Raw genomic sequence first — 18,468 nt, 5'->3', positions numbered from 1 at the left:
TGGGGGTACGGCTAAAATGAACAAGTCCATTAATATCCAAGATACGTTTCTGAATCAATTGCGCAAGGATTCTATACCGGTAACGGTATACCTGATCAATGGATTTCAGGTGCGGGGAACCATTAAAGCATTTGACAACTTCACAATTGTTATCGACTCGGATGGAAAGCAGCAGCTGATCTACAAGCATGCTATTTCCACCTTTACACCGCAACGCAATGTGTCGCTTGTACAGCAACAGGAGAACGCCAGCGATAACTGATTACGGCTTGACGGTCGCCCGGGTTGATGAAACTTTTTAAGCGACCGTCTCGTCTAACCGTATAGGAATGAGACCCGGAGCAACCTGAACAGGGTTGTTCTTTTCATTCCGTTTGCTTTCATGCTGCCAACAGCAAGCTATATATACGTTCGGCAACATGTGATTAATCGCGAAAGGGAGTCAGGGGAATGCCAAACGATTCATTGTCCAGATCCGGCAATCGCAATAGAAACACACCTAAAGAGAAGCCGAAGGGCAAGAAAAAGAAAATTACAGGTAAGCAAATTGGATGGACACTGTTTATTACGGCGGCGTTAGCTATATTCTGCGCACTTGGTGGATATTTGTTTGTCATGGTAAATGGCGAACAAATTTACAAAGCCAACAAGGATAAAATTACAGTGAACGAGACATCAAAGGTTTACGATCGTAACGGTGTGCTTATGGGCGAGCTGTCCGTACAAAAAAGCGATCCCGTCAAAAGTGAAGAAATTCCGCCATTGCTCAAAAAAGCTTTTATAGCAACAGAGGATAAGCGATTTATGGAGCACCAGGGGGTTGATATTTGGTCTATCGGTCGGGCGGCCGTAAAAGATATCGTAGCCCGTTCGGCAGTGGAGGGCGGCAGTACGCTGACCCAACAGTTGGGCCAAAAACCTGTTTTTGTCGCGTGACAAGACCTTTTTCCGTAAAGCGACCGAGGTATCTATTGCAATGGCGCTAGAACGGAATTTGACTAAAGATGAGATTATTACGTTGTATTTGAACCGAATTTGGTTTGGACGTTCATATTCAGGAATCAAGGCAGCTTCGGTGGGGTACTTTGGGCAATCGAACTTAAAAGAATTAAAGCTATGGCAGATCGCCACGTTAGCAGCTATTCCAAAAGGACCTTCCAAATATAATCCAATTAGTAATCCGGAAAACTCAAAGGAACGACGTGCTGTGGTTCTCCAGCTGATGTTTGAGCAGGGAATGATTGGCAAGCAGGAAATGGAAGAGGCCAAGGCTGTAGATTATGATTACAAGCAGCCGGAAAAAGTTCAAAAGTATCAAAATTTTATGGAGTATGTGATGAATGAGGCGGAGGATGCTTTGCCGGGAGTCAGCGGAAACGATCTGATCGTTGGCGGCTACAAAATTCATACGACGATGGATGCTCAGGCCCAAAATGCGCTGGATCAGGCGATGGCAGATGATAGTATGTTCGAAAAGAGCCCGGACGATCAGCCTGTTCAAGGCTCCATGGTCATTATTAATAACCAGACGGGCGGAATTGCCGCGATGGCACCCGGACGGGATTACAAAAAGGGAACCTTTAACCGCGCGACGCAAAGCCGCAGGCAGCCAGGTTCGGCCTTTAAACCTATTGCGGCGTATGCGCCGGCTCTCGAATCCGGCAAAGTTACAATGGATACACCTTTGAGTAATGAGCGACAGAGTTTTAACGGGTATAGCCCGAAAAACTTGCACGGTTACTCTTCGACCATCAGTATGACCGATGCGATTACAAAGTCTGAAAATATCCCGCCAGTATGGTTACTCAACCAGATCGGTGTGGAAAGAGGGGTCCAATTCGCGGAAAGCGTAGGCATCCCGATGGACAAAAATGATCACTCGCTCGCTATCGCATTGGGTGGACTAAGTAAAGGAACGAACACGCTTGAAATGGCACAGGCATACAGTGCTTTTGCCAATAATGGACAGTTCCAAAAAGCTTACTCCATCAAGCAAATTAACGATAGTGATGACAAAACGGTTTACACTCACAAAGAAGAATTTAAAACCGTAATGAGCGAGAAAACAGCTTATGAAATGACGCAAATGATGCAAAATGTAGTCAATAGCGGTACGGGCCGCAAAGCCCGTATTAATTGGCCTGTAGCGGGTAAAACGGGTACAACCCAGAGTGGAATTAGCGGGAACAGTGGCAACCGTGATATCTGGTTTGTTGGTTATACGCCGGAATATACTGGTGCAGTATGGATGGGCTATGACAAGCCGGACAGCAAACATATGCTGAGAAACTACAGTGGGCAGTCGGCAGCCTTTTTCGGAAGGGTCATGGGTGAAGCCCTCAAGGGGCACCCGGTTACGCAATTCAGCCAGCCAAAAGGATATGAACCACCAGTTGAGCAGAAGCCAGACGTGCCGGTTCAGGTTACCGCTCCAAGCGGACTGAGCGGGTCTTATAGTCAGGATACCCAAATTGTATCGTTGACCTGGACTGCGGCGGCGGGAGATAATGTGCAATACCGTGTGTATCGCAAAGAGGCTTCCGAAGGGGGCTTTACGGTGATTATGGAGGCGATGAAAGGCACGAGTGGTGAAGATACGTCTCCATTAGCCGGAGCCGCGTATGAATATTATGTAACGGCTTATGGAGCGGATGGTAAGGAATCTGATCCATCCAATACAATCCGTGTGGAAATTCCGGCAGAGACTACTCCGGTAGATCCACAGCAGGGAACTGATCCGAATCAGGATGGAACATTACCGGATAACAGCGGGACTACAGACGGTCAGAACGGCACCGATCAGGGGAATACAGTCCCTGGAGGTACCGATAATAGCACCATCCCAGGGCAGGTTCCGACGATTCCTGGAGACACTAGCGGAAATGGCACTGGCAGTACAGGCAATCACAGTGGCAGCTCTGGCACCGGCAGTGACACGAATCAGGGGAATGGCGAGACAACAACACCTGATGCAGGTACCTTCAATAGTGATACCACGGTAAATCCAGTTACCACGGATCCATCTACCACAGGGACTACACCGGATGGAAGTCAGGAAACCAACTCCAACGGTCAGTCGAGCTCCAATCGTGGACATCGCAACCGAGAATAGAAGACGTATGCTGTGTGTGATTTGAATTTGTTTTATACTAAAGGTATTTTCGGACCATATTATGGTCTGGGAATACCTTTTTTTGTTGTGGTAAAGGGTGTTATTTTTGAGTGTACAGTTTAAATATGGTAAGCTGGTTTTACCAATGTTGGAGAGGAACATCATTTATGAAGCGCAAATTCGGAGACCGGGCCAACTGGCGCAGAATAACGAACCGCAAGTTTGCTTGCCGGTATGTGGAAAGTGACGTGTTTACAGGATATGTGACCTTGTATACCATTTTGAGTCTCAAGGAGCCGTTATGGAAAAGTTACGGCGGTCATACGTTTTGCATAGCGGATAAAGGGTATTCCTGGTTGCAATATTATCCGAAGGGTGCGCATTATGTAGTAACTGCTATGTTCGACAATCGGGAGCAGATTGTGGAATGGTATATTGATACCTGCCGAAATCAGGGAGTGACCGATCAGGGTGTGCCCTGGTTTGACGATTTGTATTTGGATGTTGTCGTACTTAAAAATGGCGAAATCTTTTTGGTGGATGAGGATGAGCTGGAGGATGCGTTACAGCGCGGGCATATCTCGACACAGGAGGCAGAACTGGCTAACCGTACAGCGGCTGAGGTTTTACGACGGATAGATGCCCATATATTCCCCTATTTTAAAATGTCGCTGAAACACCGGGCAGAATGGTTTCACAACGGTGACTTTAAGAGGGATCGGTGAAGGTTTTGCAGAGGATTAGAAGCACTGGGCCAAAAGATTCTGAATCAAAAAGCAGGCTGAGCGGCCCAGAGAAAAAGTTTTCAGCAGCCAAGCGTCTTGTGCTTTGTCTGCTGGTTATCATTATGATCGGTTTGGTATGGGGAGGTATTCGATTTTGGAATATGAATAACGCTGCCTCTACCACTCCGCTTCAGCAAGCACAGGTAGGAATTGTACTAGGGGCTTCCATGTGGGGAGCAGAGCCAAGTCCGGGGCTAAAGGAGAGGCTGAACGAGGCCCTGCAGCTATACCGCAACGGTACAGTAAAGCGTCTGATTGTAAGCGGAGGGCTGGACAAACCAACTTACCCGTATACAGAGGCTGAGGGGATGCAACGCTATTTGGTTGACAGAGGTATTCCAGCGCAGCATATTGTGTTGGAAAACCATGCGACCAGCACCTACGAAAATCTGCTGTATAGCCAGCGTATCATGCAGGAGTATGGTTGGACCTCGACTGTGATTATCACACATAGTTATCATGGCCCACGGGCGCTGGAGATTGCCCGATTTTTGAATTTGGAGCATCCCCAGATGGCTCTGGCAGAATCTAAAGTACTGAATATGCCGCTTCATCAATCGAGAGAAGTACTGGCTTACGCCAAATGGACGCTGCAAAAGTGGTGGCTCAGTGCCCAAACCTGGGTGTCCTGAAACGTACAAAGTTTTCTCATAAAGGCATCTTCTCTATAAACAAAATGCTTTGCACAAGCTCCTGTTGCTTTTATGCTAATAAGGACATGCCGGGCCGAATACATTAATAGGGTAAGCTGTGCCTGAAGAAATGTTGAGGTGATGGATGCATGAACGGACGGGGAATCGCCGCGGGCAAGCGGACGGAGGAGAGACCTTCCAGACAAATCAATGTCGTGCTGCGTAGCCCGGAGCCGATAGCTTCAGTAAATGTTGATGAGACGGATGCAGCAACTTCGACCAAGTCGCAGGCGTTACCGCAGTATCTTAGTCTCTATCAGGAAATTCAGAAGGAACTCGATCATCTCGTCGGCTTGGATAACATCAAAGACCTGGTATTTGAAGTATATGCTTTTTTGCAAATTGCCCATATGCGTACTGATGCGGGGCTGTTGAGTAACGCGCACGTATATCACATGATTTTCAAAGGAAATCCGGGTACAGGGAAAACGACGGTGGCCCGCATTATCGCTAAAATGCTGCAAAAAATGGGGGTACTGAGCAAGGGCCATCTGATTGAGGTGGAGAGGGCTGATTTGGTAGGCGAGTATATCGGACATACAGCGCAAAAAACGCGGGATCTGGTCAAGAAGTCTCTGGGTGGGGTGCTGTTTATTGATGAGGCATACAGTTTGGCGCGGGGAGGGGAAAAGGATTTTGGGAAGGAAGCTATTGATACCTTAGTAAAATCCATGGAGGATCAGAAAAATCAATTTATTTTGATCCTTGCCGGATACTCGGGTGAGATGGACTTCTTTTTGCGTACAAATCCAGGCTTGCCTTCCCGTTTTCCCATCCAGCTTGATTTTCCGGACTATACCGTGGATCAGCTTATCCAAATTTCCGAAATGATGGCCAAAGAACGGGATTATATTCTCATGCCTCAGTCCATACTCAAAATGAAAGAGCATCTGTTGAATGAACGCAACGACAGTCTTCATGCATTTAGCAACGCGCGTTATGTCCGCAATGTGATCGAAAAAGCGATTCGGCATCAGGCTGTCAGGTTGCTCAATCAGTACAGAAGCGGGCAGCCGGGAAAGCAGGAACTGATGACGCTGCGTCCTGAGGATTTGAAAATGGACAAAAGATAGGCGATAATAGAAATCTGAATCACATCGAATTGCATAACATCAAACGGGGGCCGGCCTGAATATCAGGTCGGTCTCTGTGCGAGAGTTAATATGGAAAATAAAGGAGCAAACAATATGGCGAACTCCACTTACGATACACAAACCGAAATGCAGGATAAGGCGGTACTGGTCAGTCTGATTACGGATGAAGTCAAGCGTTCTGGCATCAATACAGAATACTCTCTGAATGAACTTGTGAAGCTGGCCGAGACGGCTGGTGTTGAAGTGCTTAGCGTTTTGACCCAGAACAAGGAAGCAAAGGACTCCAAATGGTTTATTGGCAAAGGTAAGGTAGAGGAACTGCGCGCAGCTGCCGAGGAATTGGGAGCGAATACGGCTATTTTTGATCAGGAGCTGTCGGGGGCTCAGGTGCGAAATCTGGAAGAAAGTCTGGATCTCAAAATTATCGACCGTACGCAGCTTATTCTGGACATCTTTGCCCAGCGAGCGAAAACACGAGAAGGTATTATTCAGGTTGAGCTGGCGCAGCTGTCCTATTTGTTGCCCCGTTTGTCTGGACACGGCAAAAATCTGTCACGACTCGGCGGAGGTATCGGAACACGTGGTCCCGGTGAAAGCAAGTTGGAGACAGATCGTCGTCACATCCGTGATCGTATCAGCGATTTGAAACGTCAGTTGGAGGAGGTCACCCGTCATCGGTATTTACATAGAGAGCGCAGACAAAAGAGTGGTATTGTGCAGGTAGCGCTTGTCGGTTACACCAATGCGGGTAAATCAACGCTGTTAAAGCAACTAACGGCGGCTGATGTATATATTGAGAACCAACTGTTTGCGACGCTGGACCCTACCTCAAGAACGATGGAGTTACCGAGCGGCAAAGAGATTATTCTTACAGATACCGTTGGTTTTATTCAAAATCTTCCTCATGATTTGGTAGCTTCTTTCCGCGCTACTCTGGAGGAAGCTAATGAGGCTCATCTTATTTTGCATGTGGTAGACGCTTCTTCGGATATGCGTGACGAACAGATGAAGGTCGTGGAAACGATTTTGGAGCAACTGGGAGCAGCGGACAAGCCACAGATCGTATTGTTTAATAAAAAAGATGCTTGTACTCCTGAGCAACTGGAAATGCTTCCTTCCGGCGAGGGCTATTTGAAAATCAGCTCATTCGACGAAAGTGATCTGCTGCGTCTTCGTGAGCTGATTCAGGAGCATCTGAGCGGAGATACGCTGAGATTCCGCATACCGGCAGAACGTGGGGATCTGACATCGGTGCTTTATCGGATCGGGGATGTACTTCTGACTGAATATGATGGCAATGATGTCATTTATGAGGTAGAAGTTCAACGAGGCGAGTATGAAAAATATGGTCATGCCCTCAAGGACTTCACAGAAGGCTAACATCTGATGACGTTTTTAGGTCAATTCAATGATAATGCACATTATCCGAGGAAATGATGTTATAACAACAATAGCCTAAGGCTGCGTAAAGAGAGAGGGTCATGAAGGTAAAATGGTAGTTTTTAGTCCAGAAATCCAACAAATACAGGAAACAGCAGAACGCAAAATACAGGAACGGCTACAGCGCATAGATCATATTGTAGATGCAAATCAGTGGAAGGTTATTCAGGCATTCCAGCGGAAGCAAGTGAGCGATTTTCATTTTGCCGGCTCTACGGGATATGCGTACAATGACCGAGGGCGTGAGGTACTGGAGGAGGTCTACGCCGATGTGTTCGGTGCGGAGGCGGCATTGGTCCGCCCTCATTTTGCCTCGGGAACTCATACGATTTCCACTGCTTTATTCGGCGTTCTGCGTCCAGGTGATGAGCTGTTGTATATTACGGGGCAACCGTATGATACGCTTCACAAAGTGATCGGCAAGCCCGGCGATGGGACCGGGTCATTGCAGGATTTTGGCATTATTTATGAAGAAACGGCGCTGACAGCAGAAGGTAAAATAGATTGGAAAGCAGTGGAGGCTGCAATCCATGCCAATACGAAGGTGATCGGCATCCAGCGTTCACGCGGCTATGATTGGAGAGCTTCCTTTAGTGTGGCAGATATCGAGGAAATGACAGCCCGTGTAAAGGCGATTAAACCTGACGTTATTGTCTTTGTGGACAATTGTTATGGTGAATTTACCGAAAAGCTGGAGCCTACTCAGGTCGGTGTCGATTTGATGGCAGGTTCACTGATTAAAAATCCTGGCGGCGGCATTGCCGAAACGGGAGGATACATTTGCGGTAAACAGGAGTATGTAGAGCTGGCAGCCTACCGCTTAACTGCACCTGGAATCGGAGGTGAGGTAGGGGCCATGTTAGGTACCACGAGAGGTATCTTTCAGGGCTTATTTCTTGCTCCAACACTGGTTGGGCAAGCGGTTAAAGGAAGTATATTCGCAGCTGCGGTCTTTGAAGACATGGGATTTGAAACGAAACCTGCCTGGCATGAGAAACGCACCGATTTGATTCAGGCCATTTCTTTTAGCGGACCGGAGCATTTAATTGCTTTTGTTCAAGGAATTCAGCGTGCTGCCGCTGTGGATAGTCATGTGGTACCGGAGCCGTGGGATATGCCGGGCTACGAGCATCCGGTTATTATGGCTGCAGGCACTTTTATACAAGGAGGAAGTCTGGAATTATCTGCAGATGCTCCGATTCGTGAACCTTATATTGGTTACATGCAAGGGGGCTTAACCTACTCTCATGTGAAATATGGAGTGCTGATGGCCCTGCAAACAATGAAAGAACGTAAATTATTGTGAGTTTTTCTAACATGTCATTGACACTTTGCATCAGCTAAATGTACAATAAGGTGAATAATAGATCACTGGAAGGTTGATGACAAATGGGCGACGAAATTCGCAGAAACATGGCCTTATTTCCAATAGGTATTGTCATGAAGCTAACGGACTTGTCAGCACGTCAGATTCGTTATTATGAACAGCATAACTTGATAGTTCCTGCCCGTACGTCGGGTAACCAACGTCTTTTTTCTTTTAATGATGTAGAGCGTTTGCTTGAAATCAAGGCGTTGATTGAGAAGGGTGTTAACATTGCGGGTATTAAACAAGTCATGAATCCGGTCACGAAGGAATCGGAAGAAGCTACAGTTATTACTGCAGATACGGAAGTCAAACGTCGTGAAATGTCCGATACCCAGCTTCACCGCTTGCTGAAACAACAGCTTGTGGCAGGTAAAAGACCAGGACAGGTATCCCTGATCCAAGGTGAATTATCACGTTTTTTCAATAAGAGATAATGTATAGCCTGCATTTTGGCATACTACCGCTTTACTTGCAGACCAGGCCTCATTATTTAAAAGGATTATGGAACAGCTGATTTGTATATAGTCGTTACAGAAAGGGAGAGGTTAGTGTGAGTTATACCAGAGAAGATATTCTTCGGATTGCAGAAGAAGAAAATGTTCGTTTTATTCGTTTGCAGTTTACAGATTTGCTTGGTACGATCAAGAACGTAGAAATTCCGGTTAGTCAACTGCCAAAAGCGCTGGATAACAAAATGATGTTTGACGGTTCTTCCATTGAAGGTTATGTGCGCATTGAAGAATCTGACATGTACTTATATCCTGATCTGGATACATGGGTAGTTTTCCCTTGGGTAACCTCGGATCGTGTAGCTCGTCTGATCTGCGATATTTATAAGCCGGACGGAGTTCCATTTGCCGGCGACCCGCGCGGTATCTTGAAACGTGTACTCAAGGAAGCAGAAGAAATGGGTTATACTTCGATGAATGTCGGACCTGAGCCTGAATTCTTTCTGTTCAAAACCGATGAAAAAGGTGAACCGACTACAGAATTGAATGACCAAGGTGGATATTTTGACTTGGCACCGATGGATCTGGGTGAAAACTGCCGTCGGGAAATTGTTCTTAAGCTTGAAGAGATGGGCTTTGAAATTGAAGCGTCTCATCATGAAGTTGCACCTGGACAGCATGAGATTGACTTTAAATATGCGGATGCAATCAAAGCTGCCGATCAGATCCAAACGTTCAAGCTCGTTGTTAAGACGATTGCACGTCAGCATGGTCTGCACGCCACCTTTATGCCAAAACCTTTGTTTGGCGTGAATGGCTCCGGTATGCACTGTAACCAATCGTTGTTCAAGGACAATGAAAACGTATTTTATGATGAATCAGACGAACTCGGATTGAGCCAGACGGCCCGCCATTATATGGCTGGTATTCTCAAGCATGCACGTGCGATGGCAGCAATCACGAATCCAACAGTGAATTCATACAAACGTCTTGTACCGGGTTATGAAGCTCCTTGTTATGTTGCCTGGTCTGCCAGTAACCGTAGTCCGATGATTCGAATTCCGGCATCTCGTGGTTTGAGTACCCGCGTCGAAGTTCGTAATCCTGACCCGGCTGCCAATCCTTATTTGGCACTGGCTGTGATGCTGAGAGCCGGTTTGGACGGTATCAAACGTCAAATGGCTCTGCCAGCTCCGATTGATCGTAACATCTATGTTATGTCTGAGGAAGAGCGGATTGAGGAAGGGATTCCAAGCCTGCCTGCAGACTTGAAAGAAGCCTTGTCCGAGCTTATTCGAAGCGAAGTTATCTCTGACGCTCTGGGTGACCATGCGCTGGCTTACTTCTACGAGCTTAAGGAAATTGAATGGGATATGTACCGGACCCAAGTGCATCAATGGGAACGTGATCAATATCTGACGCTTTACTAAAATGTGGAATCCCTTGGCGCTCTAAGCGTTGAGGGATTTTTAGTTATGTGGGGAATCTAATGTGATTTTTATGATAGTTGATATCACCCACAAATCACCCACAAAAATTTATTATTGAAATATTTTTTGAGTGAACGATTCGTATTTGTCCATACTGTCAGATTCGATTTTTTTTAGATATATGGGCATAAACACCGGCGGTAATTCTCATGCTTCCGTGTCCAAGCCGTTCCTGTACATACTTCATTTGGACACCTGTCTCTAAAAGCAAGACCGCATGAGTATGACGTAGAGAATGAATAGGTAAGGGGGGTAAACCAGCGCGCTTTAAGATGCGCGAAAAAGCATTGAATAAAGATGATTTTGGAATCGGGTTTCCAGAGTCTGTAAAATATATTGTGTAAACTCTCAAACCCATTAAAATGGAAGTAAGAGAAAGGTTGGGAAGAACACATGGGACTTTGGTCAAAACAGCAACTTCGGGAATTCATTAAAGAGAACAATCTGGTAACCGCGCAAGATGCACAGAATGCGTTAAAGGATCTATTTGCAGAGACGATTCAGGAGATGCTGGAAGCCGAAATGGATACCCACTTGGGCTATGGAAAGCATGAAGTGAAGGCGAAACTTACGCCAAACAGTCGGAACGGAAAGAGCCGTAAAACGGTAGTCAGCGAGTACGGCGAACAGGAAATCACCATCCCTCGGGACCGCCTAGGTGAGTTTGAGCCCCTGGTCGTCAAGAAGCATCAATCAAACGTAACCGGCATCGAAGAGCAAATTATCGCCTTATACGCCAAAGGGATCAGCACCAGGGAAATCCAGGATCACCTGGGACAAATGTATGGCATTGAGGTTTCTCCTACGCTCATTTCCAATGTCACGAACAAGATTGTACCTCTCATTAAAGAGTGGCAGAATCGGCCTCTGCAAGGCGTCTACGCCATCGTCTATTTGGATGCAATCCACTTCAAGGTCAAACAAGACGGGGCCATTATCAACAAGGCAGCCTACATGGTCATTGGCATCGATCTGGACGGAAACAAAGACGTGCTCGGCATGTGGATTGGTGAGAATGAGTCCTCTAAGTTCTGGCTCAGCGTGCTGAATGAACTCAAGAATCGCGGGGTTCAAGACATCCTCATTATCTGTGTGGATAACCTGTCTGGATTTTCTCAGGCGATTGCAGCCTGTTATCCCCAAACCGAAATTCAGAAGTGTATTATTCACCAAATCCGCAGCTCCACCCGTTACGTGTCATACAAGGACATTAAGAAAGTAACAGCCGACTTAAAGCCCATTTACAAGGCAGTTACCGAGGAAAGTGCCTTACTTGAACTCGACCGCTTCGAGGAAGTTTGGGGAGCCAAATATCCCCTGATTATCCGTTCTTGGCGGACCCATTGGGACGAACTTGCTACCTTTTTCAAGTACCCACCTGAAATCCGCAAACTCATTCTACACCACCAATATGATCGAGAGTTACCACCGTCAGCTTCGTAAAGTGACGAAGGGAAAGAGCATTTTCCCTACCGATGAAGCCCTACTTAAAATGCTCTATTTGGCCACCGTCGATGTCACTCTAAAATGGACAGGCCGTGTCCAAAACTGGGGGCAAATGCTACTACAGCTTTCGGTCTTTTCCCCCGATCGGGTCGGTCAACACTTGCGTTAGATTCGCGTTTTCCCCCTCGGGCGAATCTATGCTTAAAAGAGTTTACACAAAATTATTGACAGACCCTTATAATTAGTTATTTTAGCTACTTCACAATTATTATATGCATTATGCTGATGGGTACCAGTCTAAGATTTTTTATTTTAAACTACTGGTATTACCTGAAAGAAAACGAAAATAAGAAATGAAAAACTTCTTTAGCTTTATTAGAATCCCAGCGTGAGTTCAATAACTTAGCTTATATTGGAAAGTTGGGTTATTGAGCTTTCATTACATAATGTTTATTTCGATGGATCAATATGAACCCTATAAAAAAACATTTAAAATCAATCAAAAATATTATCGTGATATATAAATCCGAAAGCATCGGTAACACCCTACTGGCCAAGCTGGTGGGGTGTTATTACGTTTAGGGGGAGGAATACATATGTTTAGGTGGATATTTACCATACTTATTACAGTCCTATTAGCTGGCTGCAACGTGCAACAGCAGGAAGCAACTAGACCCAGCAAAACAGAGCCTGTAGCTAATCCAGTAACACAGGTGTCTGCCGACAAGGTTAAGCTAGAGTTTCCGTCCGATCGTTATCCCGAGACAGCGCAGCATATCCGAGAGGCCATAGCAGCCGGAAAGTCACAAGTATGTACAATTGACCGCGATGGAGCCGAGCATAACCGTGATTTGTCCCTCAAAGGCGTACCGACCAAGAAGGGCAAGGATCGTGATGAATGGCCTATGGCGATGTGTTCCGAAGGTGGGGAGGGGGCGGATATTAAGTACATAAGCCCGAAGGATAATCGTGGAGCTGGATCATGGGTAGGTCACAAGTTGGACGAATATGCGGATGGCACAAAAGTTGAATTTATCGTTAAATGAGAAATCCCCGCTAACCCTTAACTGGTCGGCGGGGATTTTTTTCGTTGAAGTCATTTCCACTTAGCCTTTCCAAATTTATTGAGTGACACATACGGTGTATGGTGTCTAAATGAAAGGAGGAGTTCATGTGAGTGAATGTGTTGGAGGAGTTGAGCGCAAGGAAGAGCGTAGGGAAAAATGTTTTTGTCCTTTCACATCGACGGGTGCAATTTTGGTACTCTTTATTCTGTTGGTTATCATCACTAAAGCATTTTGGATTTAATTTCTAAAGCAATGTCACGGTAATGCCCAATCATTGTTTAGGTAAAAAGGCTCTATTGATATGTGATCGATGAGCTTTTGTAATTATTACCTGTATACCCTGTACTCTGAAGTCTTTGTGCATATATTATGTTGTACTACAAATAAAGGAGGTTCAAGCCATGAGTGGATATGAAGGTGGAGCAGGTTATGGTGGATACGGCGGATTTCATTCTATAGGTGCAATCTTGGTATTGTTTATCCTGTTGGTAATTATCTCAAAAGCATTTTGGGTATGATTGGACTGGGGGCTCTGCTGGCGTAATGCTGGCAGAGTCTTTTTTATTGAATACCATTCACCGAATGAATTATCGAGGTGATCAGCATGAACCATACATATAAAGTGTAAAAATCAGATATCGAACTGTTTGCATCAGCATTAAGCCAGGTAAGAGCATATGTTGTGTCCGTGGACGAAGAATTACGGGTGACGTTTGAGGATTACGGTGGTCCAGTAGAAAAATTTTCGCCTGAGTCGATCAAGATTAACGGAAAATATTTCATGAGGAATCAGTTTGAATTTAGAGTAGATGTAAAGAAGGACTCCACTGGTATTTAGCCCATAGGAGTCCTTTTGGTTTATTTCTCATCACTTCTTATGAAAAGTTTTCCAATCAAGACATATATGATTAATGCAATAATCACAGCCAGGCCGTAGTCAATAATGAACTTAATGAGATTTTCTAATGTGAAAAATCCAGTTCCTGTGTTGTATTGAAAAAATTCTAGCCTTCCGTAAGTTAGATTCCCGATAATGTTGCCGATGAGCAGTGCGATGATAAATCTCCAAATATTTTTCACCAAATACCTCCTTTAAATCAAAAATAGAAGTTGATATAAAACTAACTATAGTTTACCATAAATAGTGTAACGATTACATAAATGGTAAATGAATATAAAAAACAATGAGGAGTTGAAGTGATGAAAAAAGTTTGGATAACCTCACTTATGGCCGCAACTTTACTAACAGGTGTGATTGCGGTACCAGCCTCAATGTACGCATTGCCTTCTACAGACTCTAGTAGTGTTTCTAGTAGTGCTAAGGATTCTCTTAGTGAATCAGAATTACAAGATATCGAAGGTATTTCCGAATATTTCAATTTGTCTGAGCAGGAAAAAAATGATTTTATTAAAGCCATCCAAAATAAAGAAGACCGTGGAGAGTATCAAACACAAGGGAAATTGAGTTGGGCAGTAAAAGCTTTAAAAGCAGGATTTGATAAACTTCCGGCCTCAGTGAAAGCTTTTATTGGAGTTGAGGGTTTCTTACAGATCCTAGGTGTTGTTGACAACTTCACTGGAGCTATTGAAGATGCAATATATGCAGGAGCTTTGCAAGTGACTGGGAATGAAACTGCTGCCTGGTGGGTTACTAAAGCTTTAATGTTACTTTTATAGGATATTCCACAATAAGATGAATGGTGTAGATTTTGAATACTCTAAGCAAAAAAAAGCTCTGCTAACCTTAATTGGTCGGCAGAGCTTTTTTTATTTGCTAAGTTTGTATAGGCAGTATTGGTTAAGTGAAACATTTTCGGCTGCTGCCCGTTCTGCTAACTGCTGGTGCAGACTTTTGGGTACACGTAAATTAAACTTGCCGCTGTATTCATTCTCTCCTACAGGTTCAGGTATAGGGTCGCCATGTTCCAACTTAACAGACAAATAGCCTTTCATGGCTTCAAGAACACTTTCATAAGCTTCAGCAAAGGTCTCTCCGTCACTTTGGCAACCGTCTAATTCCGCTACTGTTGAGTAAAAGTAGTGTCCGCTTTCGTCGTTCATTGGTCGAATCTGTATAGTGTACGGGAGCGACATGTAATACGCTAAATCCTTTTGTTGATTATTTGCCATTATATATCGGCTAGGATATATTGAGGATAAGGAAAGGGGAGCGCTCACTCCCCGATCCGACCCAGTACGTCTTTGACGCACGCCGCCTTTAATGGGTTTTTCTTTTTGACGGTGATTAGGTCGCCTTTATCATTTCGGAATTGGCAATGTGACGTTCCATCGTGCCTTGCCTTTATGTATCCGTAATGTTCAAGTACCTTTTCGACCTCTTCAAATCGAATCCCGTTTGGGCGGTCTTTCATTTTCTGGATCAATTTATTTATCCTAGCCATGTCTCACCTCCTGCATATATGGTACCATATATAGTACCATAAAGCAAGAGAATGAGACATTTATTTTGGAATAGTATTCTTTGTTTTATAAGAACGCATGTTTGTATATAATGACTAGTGAAGGAGTTGGTTGCTTTGTTACCTGATATCGAACGCAAGCTACTACGGATACTCTACAACTTTTCAGCAGGCCGCCGTAGGATGCCCACAATGAAGGAACTGGAGATCAAGACAGGCAGAAGTGTAGCGGACATAAAGGCGGGGCTGCTGGTTCTTGAGAAGAATAACTATATTACGTGGGCGGATAAGTCCTCATTGCGGGATATCGTCATTATCGAAGGATGGGACAGGGACCAGAAGATCATCATGCCACCCGGAAATGCGAATAGATATTTTACCGAATACTAAGCCAGGAGCAATCCGAGGTTTATTTTTTTGTTCGTTGGTAAAAATAATCCCTTGTACAGAACGTATGTTCGATATATAATTTGTACATTACACAACAGGAGGCTACATACATGGGAAAGAAACTTGAAGGCAATGGAATATGGGAAAGCTCTAGGATAATTATCCCCGAGCACAAGGAAGCATATTTGAAGCTAATGAAAGACCGTCAGCGGCGCGGCAAGCCGGAGTTGGACGACCAAGAGGTTACAGCTAATAGAGCAGACGCTTATAGACTCCTACAACTTACGTACGACTGTCACGTTGACTGTATTTAGCCCGTTCGATGATACGGTTATGACGGGTGTCGTTACGTCTATAAACACAGCCAGACGGGAAGTGAAGCTGTCCAAATACGAAGATGATTTTAGTTGGGTTAAGTTGGAGGATATTATTTCTGCAAGTACATAAAAGGTTCCCAGGTAACCGGGGCTTTTTTTACGTCCTTTACCAAGCTGAAAATTTGTTTACTATTTAATATTTTTCGTATATATTAATATTTGGAAATTAGTATTTTCATAAATTTTTCCTATAAAACTAGATTAAATTAACAGAGGAGATTACTTCAATGTGCATTTCATTAAGAATAGAACGCAAATCCGGTAGTGAGCCAATCGAGTTTGTAAAAGGTGAAATCACTAGCTTTACTTATATGAACAATAGTCCCAAAACCTTTTAGCTAAGTCTTCAGATTTGGCACATTCACTACATATTCGAAGCAAAATTCAGCTTCATTCGCTTCCTTCAGTTATAGACAATGCGGATAATTCCAACATGCTGTATACATGGGCAAACACAGAATATAAACCTGATAGTGAGGACTACTATCGAAAATGTAATATCCAAGTCGTGAGAAATGAAAACGACGATCCGAGATATTACGTTTACACACGCTTATGTAGATAAGTATCAAGAACAGATTGATACCAGCAAAGAGATACTTGAGTTTGAACTTGTTTTAAAACAAAAAGAAGATCAATTGGGAAAAATTCAATACAGTCCTCAGTTAGAACCTAAGGAAACAAGGGAAAAGGATCAGTCTGATGTCTCGCAAAAAGTACTGGAAGGCGCATATAGTAAGAATATGTTAGTGTATGCAGGAAATAATACTTTTCCGTTTGAAAATCCTCTTGTAGAACTAGAAAAGGCTTGGGTGCGAGGTGTAGAACAGGTAAAAGATTCGACAGACACTGTAATACATTATCCTGATCGTAAAGCATTTACATTAGTAGCTGTTCCTATAGCTAGAAAGAAGTACGGAGACATCACAGCCAATTTACTTCAACATTCACTTGATTACAAACCAGGAAATTTATACTTTAACGAATGGTCATATGAGGCGCAGCAAGTTAAAAAATCTAAAGAGCACATCGCAATAGTTAATGCCGCAGTCAAAAAAGCTAACGCTAATAAAATTAAAAGTTTTTCATATAATGGATCTGAGGGATTAGAAAGTGATAGAGATTTATATAATGCTTTTCACAACATGTATTATAAAATAAATGGAAATTACGTTGACGGGCAATGGAAAATTACTACAACGTATTCTGATGTCTATAATTTGAGTATAATTTTAAACAAATGTTTACTGGGGACAACAAACTTGGTTGGGCTGCAGCAAACCTAACAAATTTAATGGAATCATGGGGAACACTAAATGAGTATACGTCTCATGTAACAGTAACTGATACAAGAAAAGCTTGGAAGTGAGGAATAAATCGCAGATGAAGCGTAGATACATCATTATCTTGATTGCTATACTAGTTACAACTACTACTCTAATTTTCCTGGTGAATTCTGGGGATAATACGAAGTATAAATACCCATCAGGCAAAGATACCGTAGAATATTTTGGTGACGGGACTTTTCAAATTTTTAGAGGGGGGCCGCACTACCCTTTAATACTTTATAATCATCTTGCTGATCCACTGGGAAAAGCTGTTGATAATATTGTGTCATATAAGATAAAAAAAATATTGTGTATTTGGTCGGTGAAAATAGCTTCATTAAATTGGATTCAAGTACCAACACATACGAGCAAAAGAAACGGATTTCCGACTTTACTTCCAAAGATAGAGAGATATTCAATAAATTAATGGAAAAATAGAGGTTATCATAAGCAAATGTGGTTACCAGGGAGCTTTAATTTGTTCACAAAGGTTTAAGTTAACATGCGGTTTAGTTGAGTATGAAGCTGAATCGTGATGGAGTGGCATGTGAAAGATAATTTTTGTTAAAACGATTCCTCGGCACATATCCGAGAATTTTTTTTGCGTTCATTAATTAGTTTTGCATTCTACAAAAAAGGGACGAGGATTTTGATTGAGATTAGTGTAGATGAAAAGGAAGCGAAAAAAATTATATTGAAGAAAATTTCGGAGTTGGTGAAAGTAGTTGATGCTGAATATGTATTTTGGGATACAAATGAATTAAAGAAAAAGACTTGTATGAGTTGGAATACGATACTGGGAACATTTTTCTATGATCCTAGATTTCCAAAAAGAAAAATCGGCGGTAAATGGTATTATCCAGCTCGTGAAACGAGAACATTCTTGGAGCAATGGATTTTAGAGCAATGAATCAATTACTCGTAAACGGATTAATTAACACAACCCCAAAAATATACCTTACATGAGGACAAAAATTACCAGTTTACTAGGTTATTGCATTGCTACTAA

The 18,468-nt window shown here is 43.6% G+C and carries 19 protein-coding genes and 4 pseudogenes; 19 read left to right on the top strand and 4 right to left on the bottom strand.

The genetic code is table 11. The features are described from left to right. Nucleotides 1-16: 16 nt before the first annotated feature. The 9 genes and pseudogenes from hfq (at nucleotide 17) to glnA (ending at nucleotide 10,371) form a co-directional block, all read left to right on the top strand. Nucleotides 17-262: an RNA chaperone Hfq gene (hfq, locus tag QMK20_RS14180; protein ID WP_283652129.1), complete on the top strand. Its 246-nt coding sequence runs from the start codon at nucleotides 17-19 to the stop codon at nucleotides 260-262. Between the two features lie 188 nt (nucleotides 263-450). Next, nucleotides 451-3,112 (top strand): annotated as a pseudogene (locus QMK20_RS14175) (PBP1A family penicillin-binding protein). A gap of 167 nt (nucleotides 3,113-3,279) precedes the next feature. Continuing rightward, complete coding sequence (locus QMK20_RS14170; protein ID WP_283652128.1) at nucleotides 3,280-3,837, top strand: ribonuclease FAU-1 family protein; 558 nt, start codon at nucleotides 3,280-3,282, stop codon at nucleotides 3,835-3,837. Then, a complete protein-coding gene (locus QMK20_RS14165; RefSeq protein WP_283652127.1) occupies nucleotides 3,834-4,529 on the top strand; it encodes a YdcF family protein in 696 nt (231 codons plus the stop codon). Before QMK20_RS14170 ends, QMK20_RS14165 begins: the two co-directional genes overlap by 4 nt. 149 nt (nucleotides 4,530-4,678) lie before the next feature. Beyond that, entirely contained in the window at nucleotides 4,679-5,662 is a 984-nt protein-coding gene (locus QMK20_RS14160) for an AAA family ATPase (RefSeq protein ID WP_137063337.1), read from the top strand. Between the two features lie 114 nt (nucleotides 5,663-5,776). After that, nucleotides 5,777-7,063 carry a GTPase HflX gene (hflX, locus tag QMK20_RS14155; RefSeq protein ID WP_283652126.1) on the top strand — a complete coding sequence of 429 codons (1,287 nt, stop codon included), beginning with the start codon at nucleotides 5,777-5,779 and terminating at the stop codon, nucleotides 7,061-7,063. Nucleotides 7,064-7,175: 112 nt separating this feature from the next. Beyond that, entirely contained in the window at nucleotides 7,176-8,429 is a 1,254-nt protein-coding gene (locus QMK20_RS14150) for a methionine gamma-lyase family protein (protein WP_283652125.1), read from the top strand. An 83-nt stretch (nucleotides 8,430-8,512) separates the two neighbouring features. Continuing rightward, on the top strand, nucleotides 8,513-8,926 hold the full coding sequence (locus tag QMK20_RS14145; RefSeq protein WP_007430683.1) for a MerR family transcriptional regulator: 414 nt from the start codon (nucleotides 8,513-8,515) through the stop codon (nucleotides 8,924-8,926). A gap of 116 nt (nucleotides 8,927-9,042) precedes the next feature. Beyond that, a complete protein-coding gene (glnA, locus tag QMK20_RS14140) occupies nucleotides 9,043-10,371 on the top strand; it encodes a type I glutamate--ammonia ligase (protein ID WP_044647796.1) in 1,329 nt (442 codons plus the stop codon). 111 nt (nucleotides 10,372-10,482) lie between these two features. On the opposite strand, the pseudogene QMK20_RS14135 reads toward glnA, so the two are convergent. Further along, nucleotides 10,483-10,750, bottom strand: a pseudogene (locus tag QMK20_RS14135) (tyrosine-type recombinase/integrase); the annotation flags it as partial. A gap of 74 nt (nucleotides 10,751-10,824) precedes the next feature. On the opposite strand from QMK20_RS14135, the pseudogene QMK20_RS14130 reads away from it, so the two are divergent. The 5 genes and pseudogenes from QMK20_RS14130 (at nucleotide 10,825) to QMK20_RS14115 (ending at nucleotide 13,782) form a co-directional block, all read left to right on the top strand. Next, nucleotides 10,825-12,046, top strand: a pseudogene (locus QMK20_RS14130) (IS256 family transposase). A gap of 427 nt (nucleotides 12,047-12,473) precedes the next feature. Then, the gene (locus QMK20_RS14125) at nucleotides 12,474-12,923 is read left to right on the top strand and encodes a NucA/NucB deoxyribonuclease domain-containing protein (RefSeq protein WP_283652124.1); all 450 of its coding nucleotides are present in this window, start codon (nucleotides 12,474-12,476) and stop codon (nucleotides 12,921-12,923) included. 127 nt (nucleotides 12,924-13,050) lie between these two features. Continuing rightward, on the top strand, nucleotides 13,051-13,185 hold the full coding sequence (locus QMK20_RS27695) for a YjcZ family sporulation protein (RefSeq protein ID WP_404520228.1): 135 nt from the start codon (nucleotides 13,051-13,053) through the stop codon (nucleotides 13,183-13,185). A 160-nt stretch (nucleotides 13,186-13,345) separates the two neighbouring features. Continuing rightward, nucleotides 13,346-13,462 carry a sporulation protein YjcZ gene (locus QMK20_RS14120; protein WP_160789428.1) on the top strand — a complete coding sequence of 39 codons (117 nt, stop codon included), beginning with the start codon at nucleotides 13,346-13,348 and terminating at the stop codon, nucleotides 13,460-13,462. A 119-nt stretch (nucleotides 13,463-13,581) separates the two neighbouring features. Beyond that, the gene (locus QMK20_RS14115) at nucleotides 13,582-13,782 is read left to right on the top strand and encodes a hypothetical protein (RefSeq protein WP_283656280.1); all 201 of its coding nucleotides are present in this window, start codon (nucleotides 13,582-13,584) and stop codon (nucleotides 13,780-13,782) included. 20 nt (nucleotides 13,783-13,802) lie between these two features. On the opposite strand, the gene QMK20_RS14110 is transcribed toward QMK20_RS14115, so the two are convergent. Further along, nucleotides 13,803-14,024: a hypothetical protein gene (locus QMK20_RS14110; RefSeq protein WP_283652123.1), complete on the bottom strand. Its 222-nt coding sequence runs from the start codon at nucleotides 14,022-14,024 to the stop codon at nucleotides 13,803-13,805. A 120-nt stretch (nucleotides 14,025-14,144) separates the two neighbouring features. On the opposite strand from QMK20_RS14110, the gene QMK20_RS14105 reads away from it, so the two are divergent. Continuing rightward, entirely contained in the window at nucleotides 14,145-14,621 is a 477-nt protein-coding gene (locus tag QMK20_RS14105; protein WP_283652122.1) for a hypothetical protein, read from the top strand. 90 nt (nucleotides 14,622-14,711) lie between these two features. On the opposite strand, the gene QMK20_RS14100 is transcribed toward QMK20_RS14105, so the two are convergent. Both QMK20_RS14100 and QMK20_RS14095 read right to left on the bottom strand, forming a co-directional pair. Continuing rightward, on the bottom strand, nucleotides 14,712-15,074 hold the full coding sequence (locus tag QMK20_RS14100; RefSeq protein ID WP_283652121.1) for a type II toxin-antitoxin system HicB family antitoxin: 363 nt from the start codon (nucleotides 15,072-15,074) through the stop codon (nucleotides 14,712-14,714). 44 nt (nucleotides 15,075-15,118) lie between these two features. Further along, a complete protein-coding gene (locus QMK20_RS14095) occupies nucleotides 15,119-15,346 on the bottom strand; it encodes a type II toxin-antitoxin system HicA family toxin (RefSeq protein ID WP_283652120.1) in 228 nt (75 codons plus the stop codon). 135 nt (nucleotides 15,347-15,481) lie between these two features. Here QMK20_RS14095 and QMK20_RS14090 point away from each other — a divergent pair, with 135 nt between their 5' ends. The 4 genes and pseudogenes from QMK20_RS14090 (at nucleotide 15,482) to QMK20_RS14075 (ending at nucleotide 18,369) form a co-directional block, all read left to right on the top strand. Further along, complete coding sequence (locus QMK20_RS14090) at nucleotides 15,482-15,754, top strand: hypothetical protein (RefSeq protein WP_283652119.1); 273 nt, start codon at nucleotides 15,482-15,484, stop codon at nucleotides 15,752-15,754. 110 nt (nucleotides 15,755-15,864) lie between these two features. Then, nucleotides 15,865-16,201: pseudogene (locus QMK20_RS14085) on the top strand (YolD-like family protein). A gap of 445 nt (nucleotides 16,202-16,646) precedes the next feature. Beyond that, nucleotides 16,647-17,417 (top strand): hypothetical protein, encoded by a 771-nt coding sequence (locus QMK20_RS14080; protein WP_283652118.1) that lies wholly within the window; start codon nucleotides 16,647-16,649, stop codon nucleotides 17,415-17,417. 691 nt (nucleotides 17,418-18,108) lie between these two features. Then, a complete protein-coding gene (locus QMK20_RS14075; RefSeq protein WP_283652117.1) occupies nucleotides 18,109-18,369 on the top strand; it encodes a group-specific protein in 261 nt (86 codons plus the stop codon). Nucleotides 18,370-18,468 lie beyond the last annotated feature (99 nt).

It is taken from the genome of Paenibacillus sp. RC334, assembly GCF_030034735.1.
Lineage (GTDB): Bacteria > Bacillota > Bacilli > Paenibacillales > Paenibacillaceae > Paenibacillus > Paenibacillus terrae_A.
Note: the sequence above shows the minus strand (reverse complement) of the source record. Positions and strands in the feature narration are given on the sequence as shown.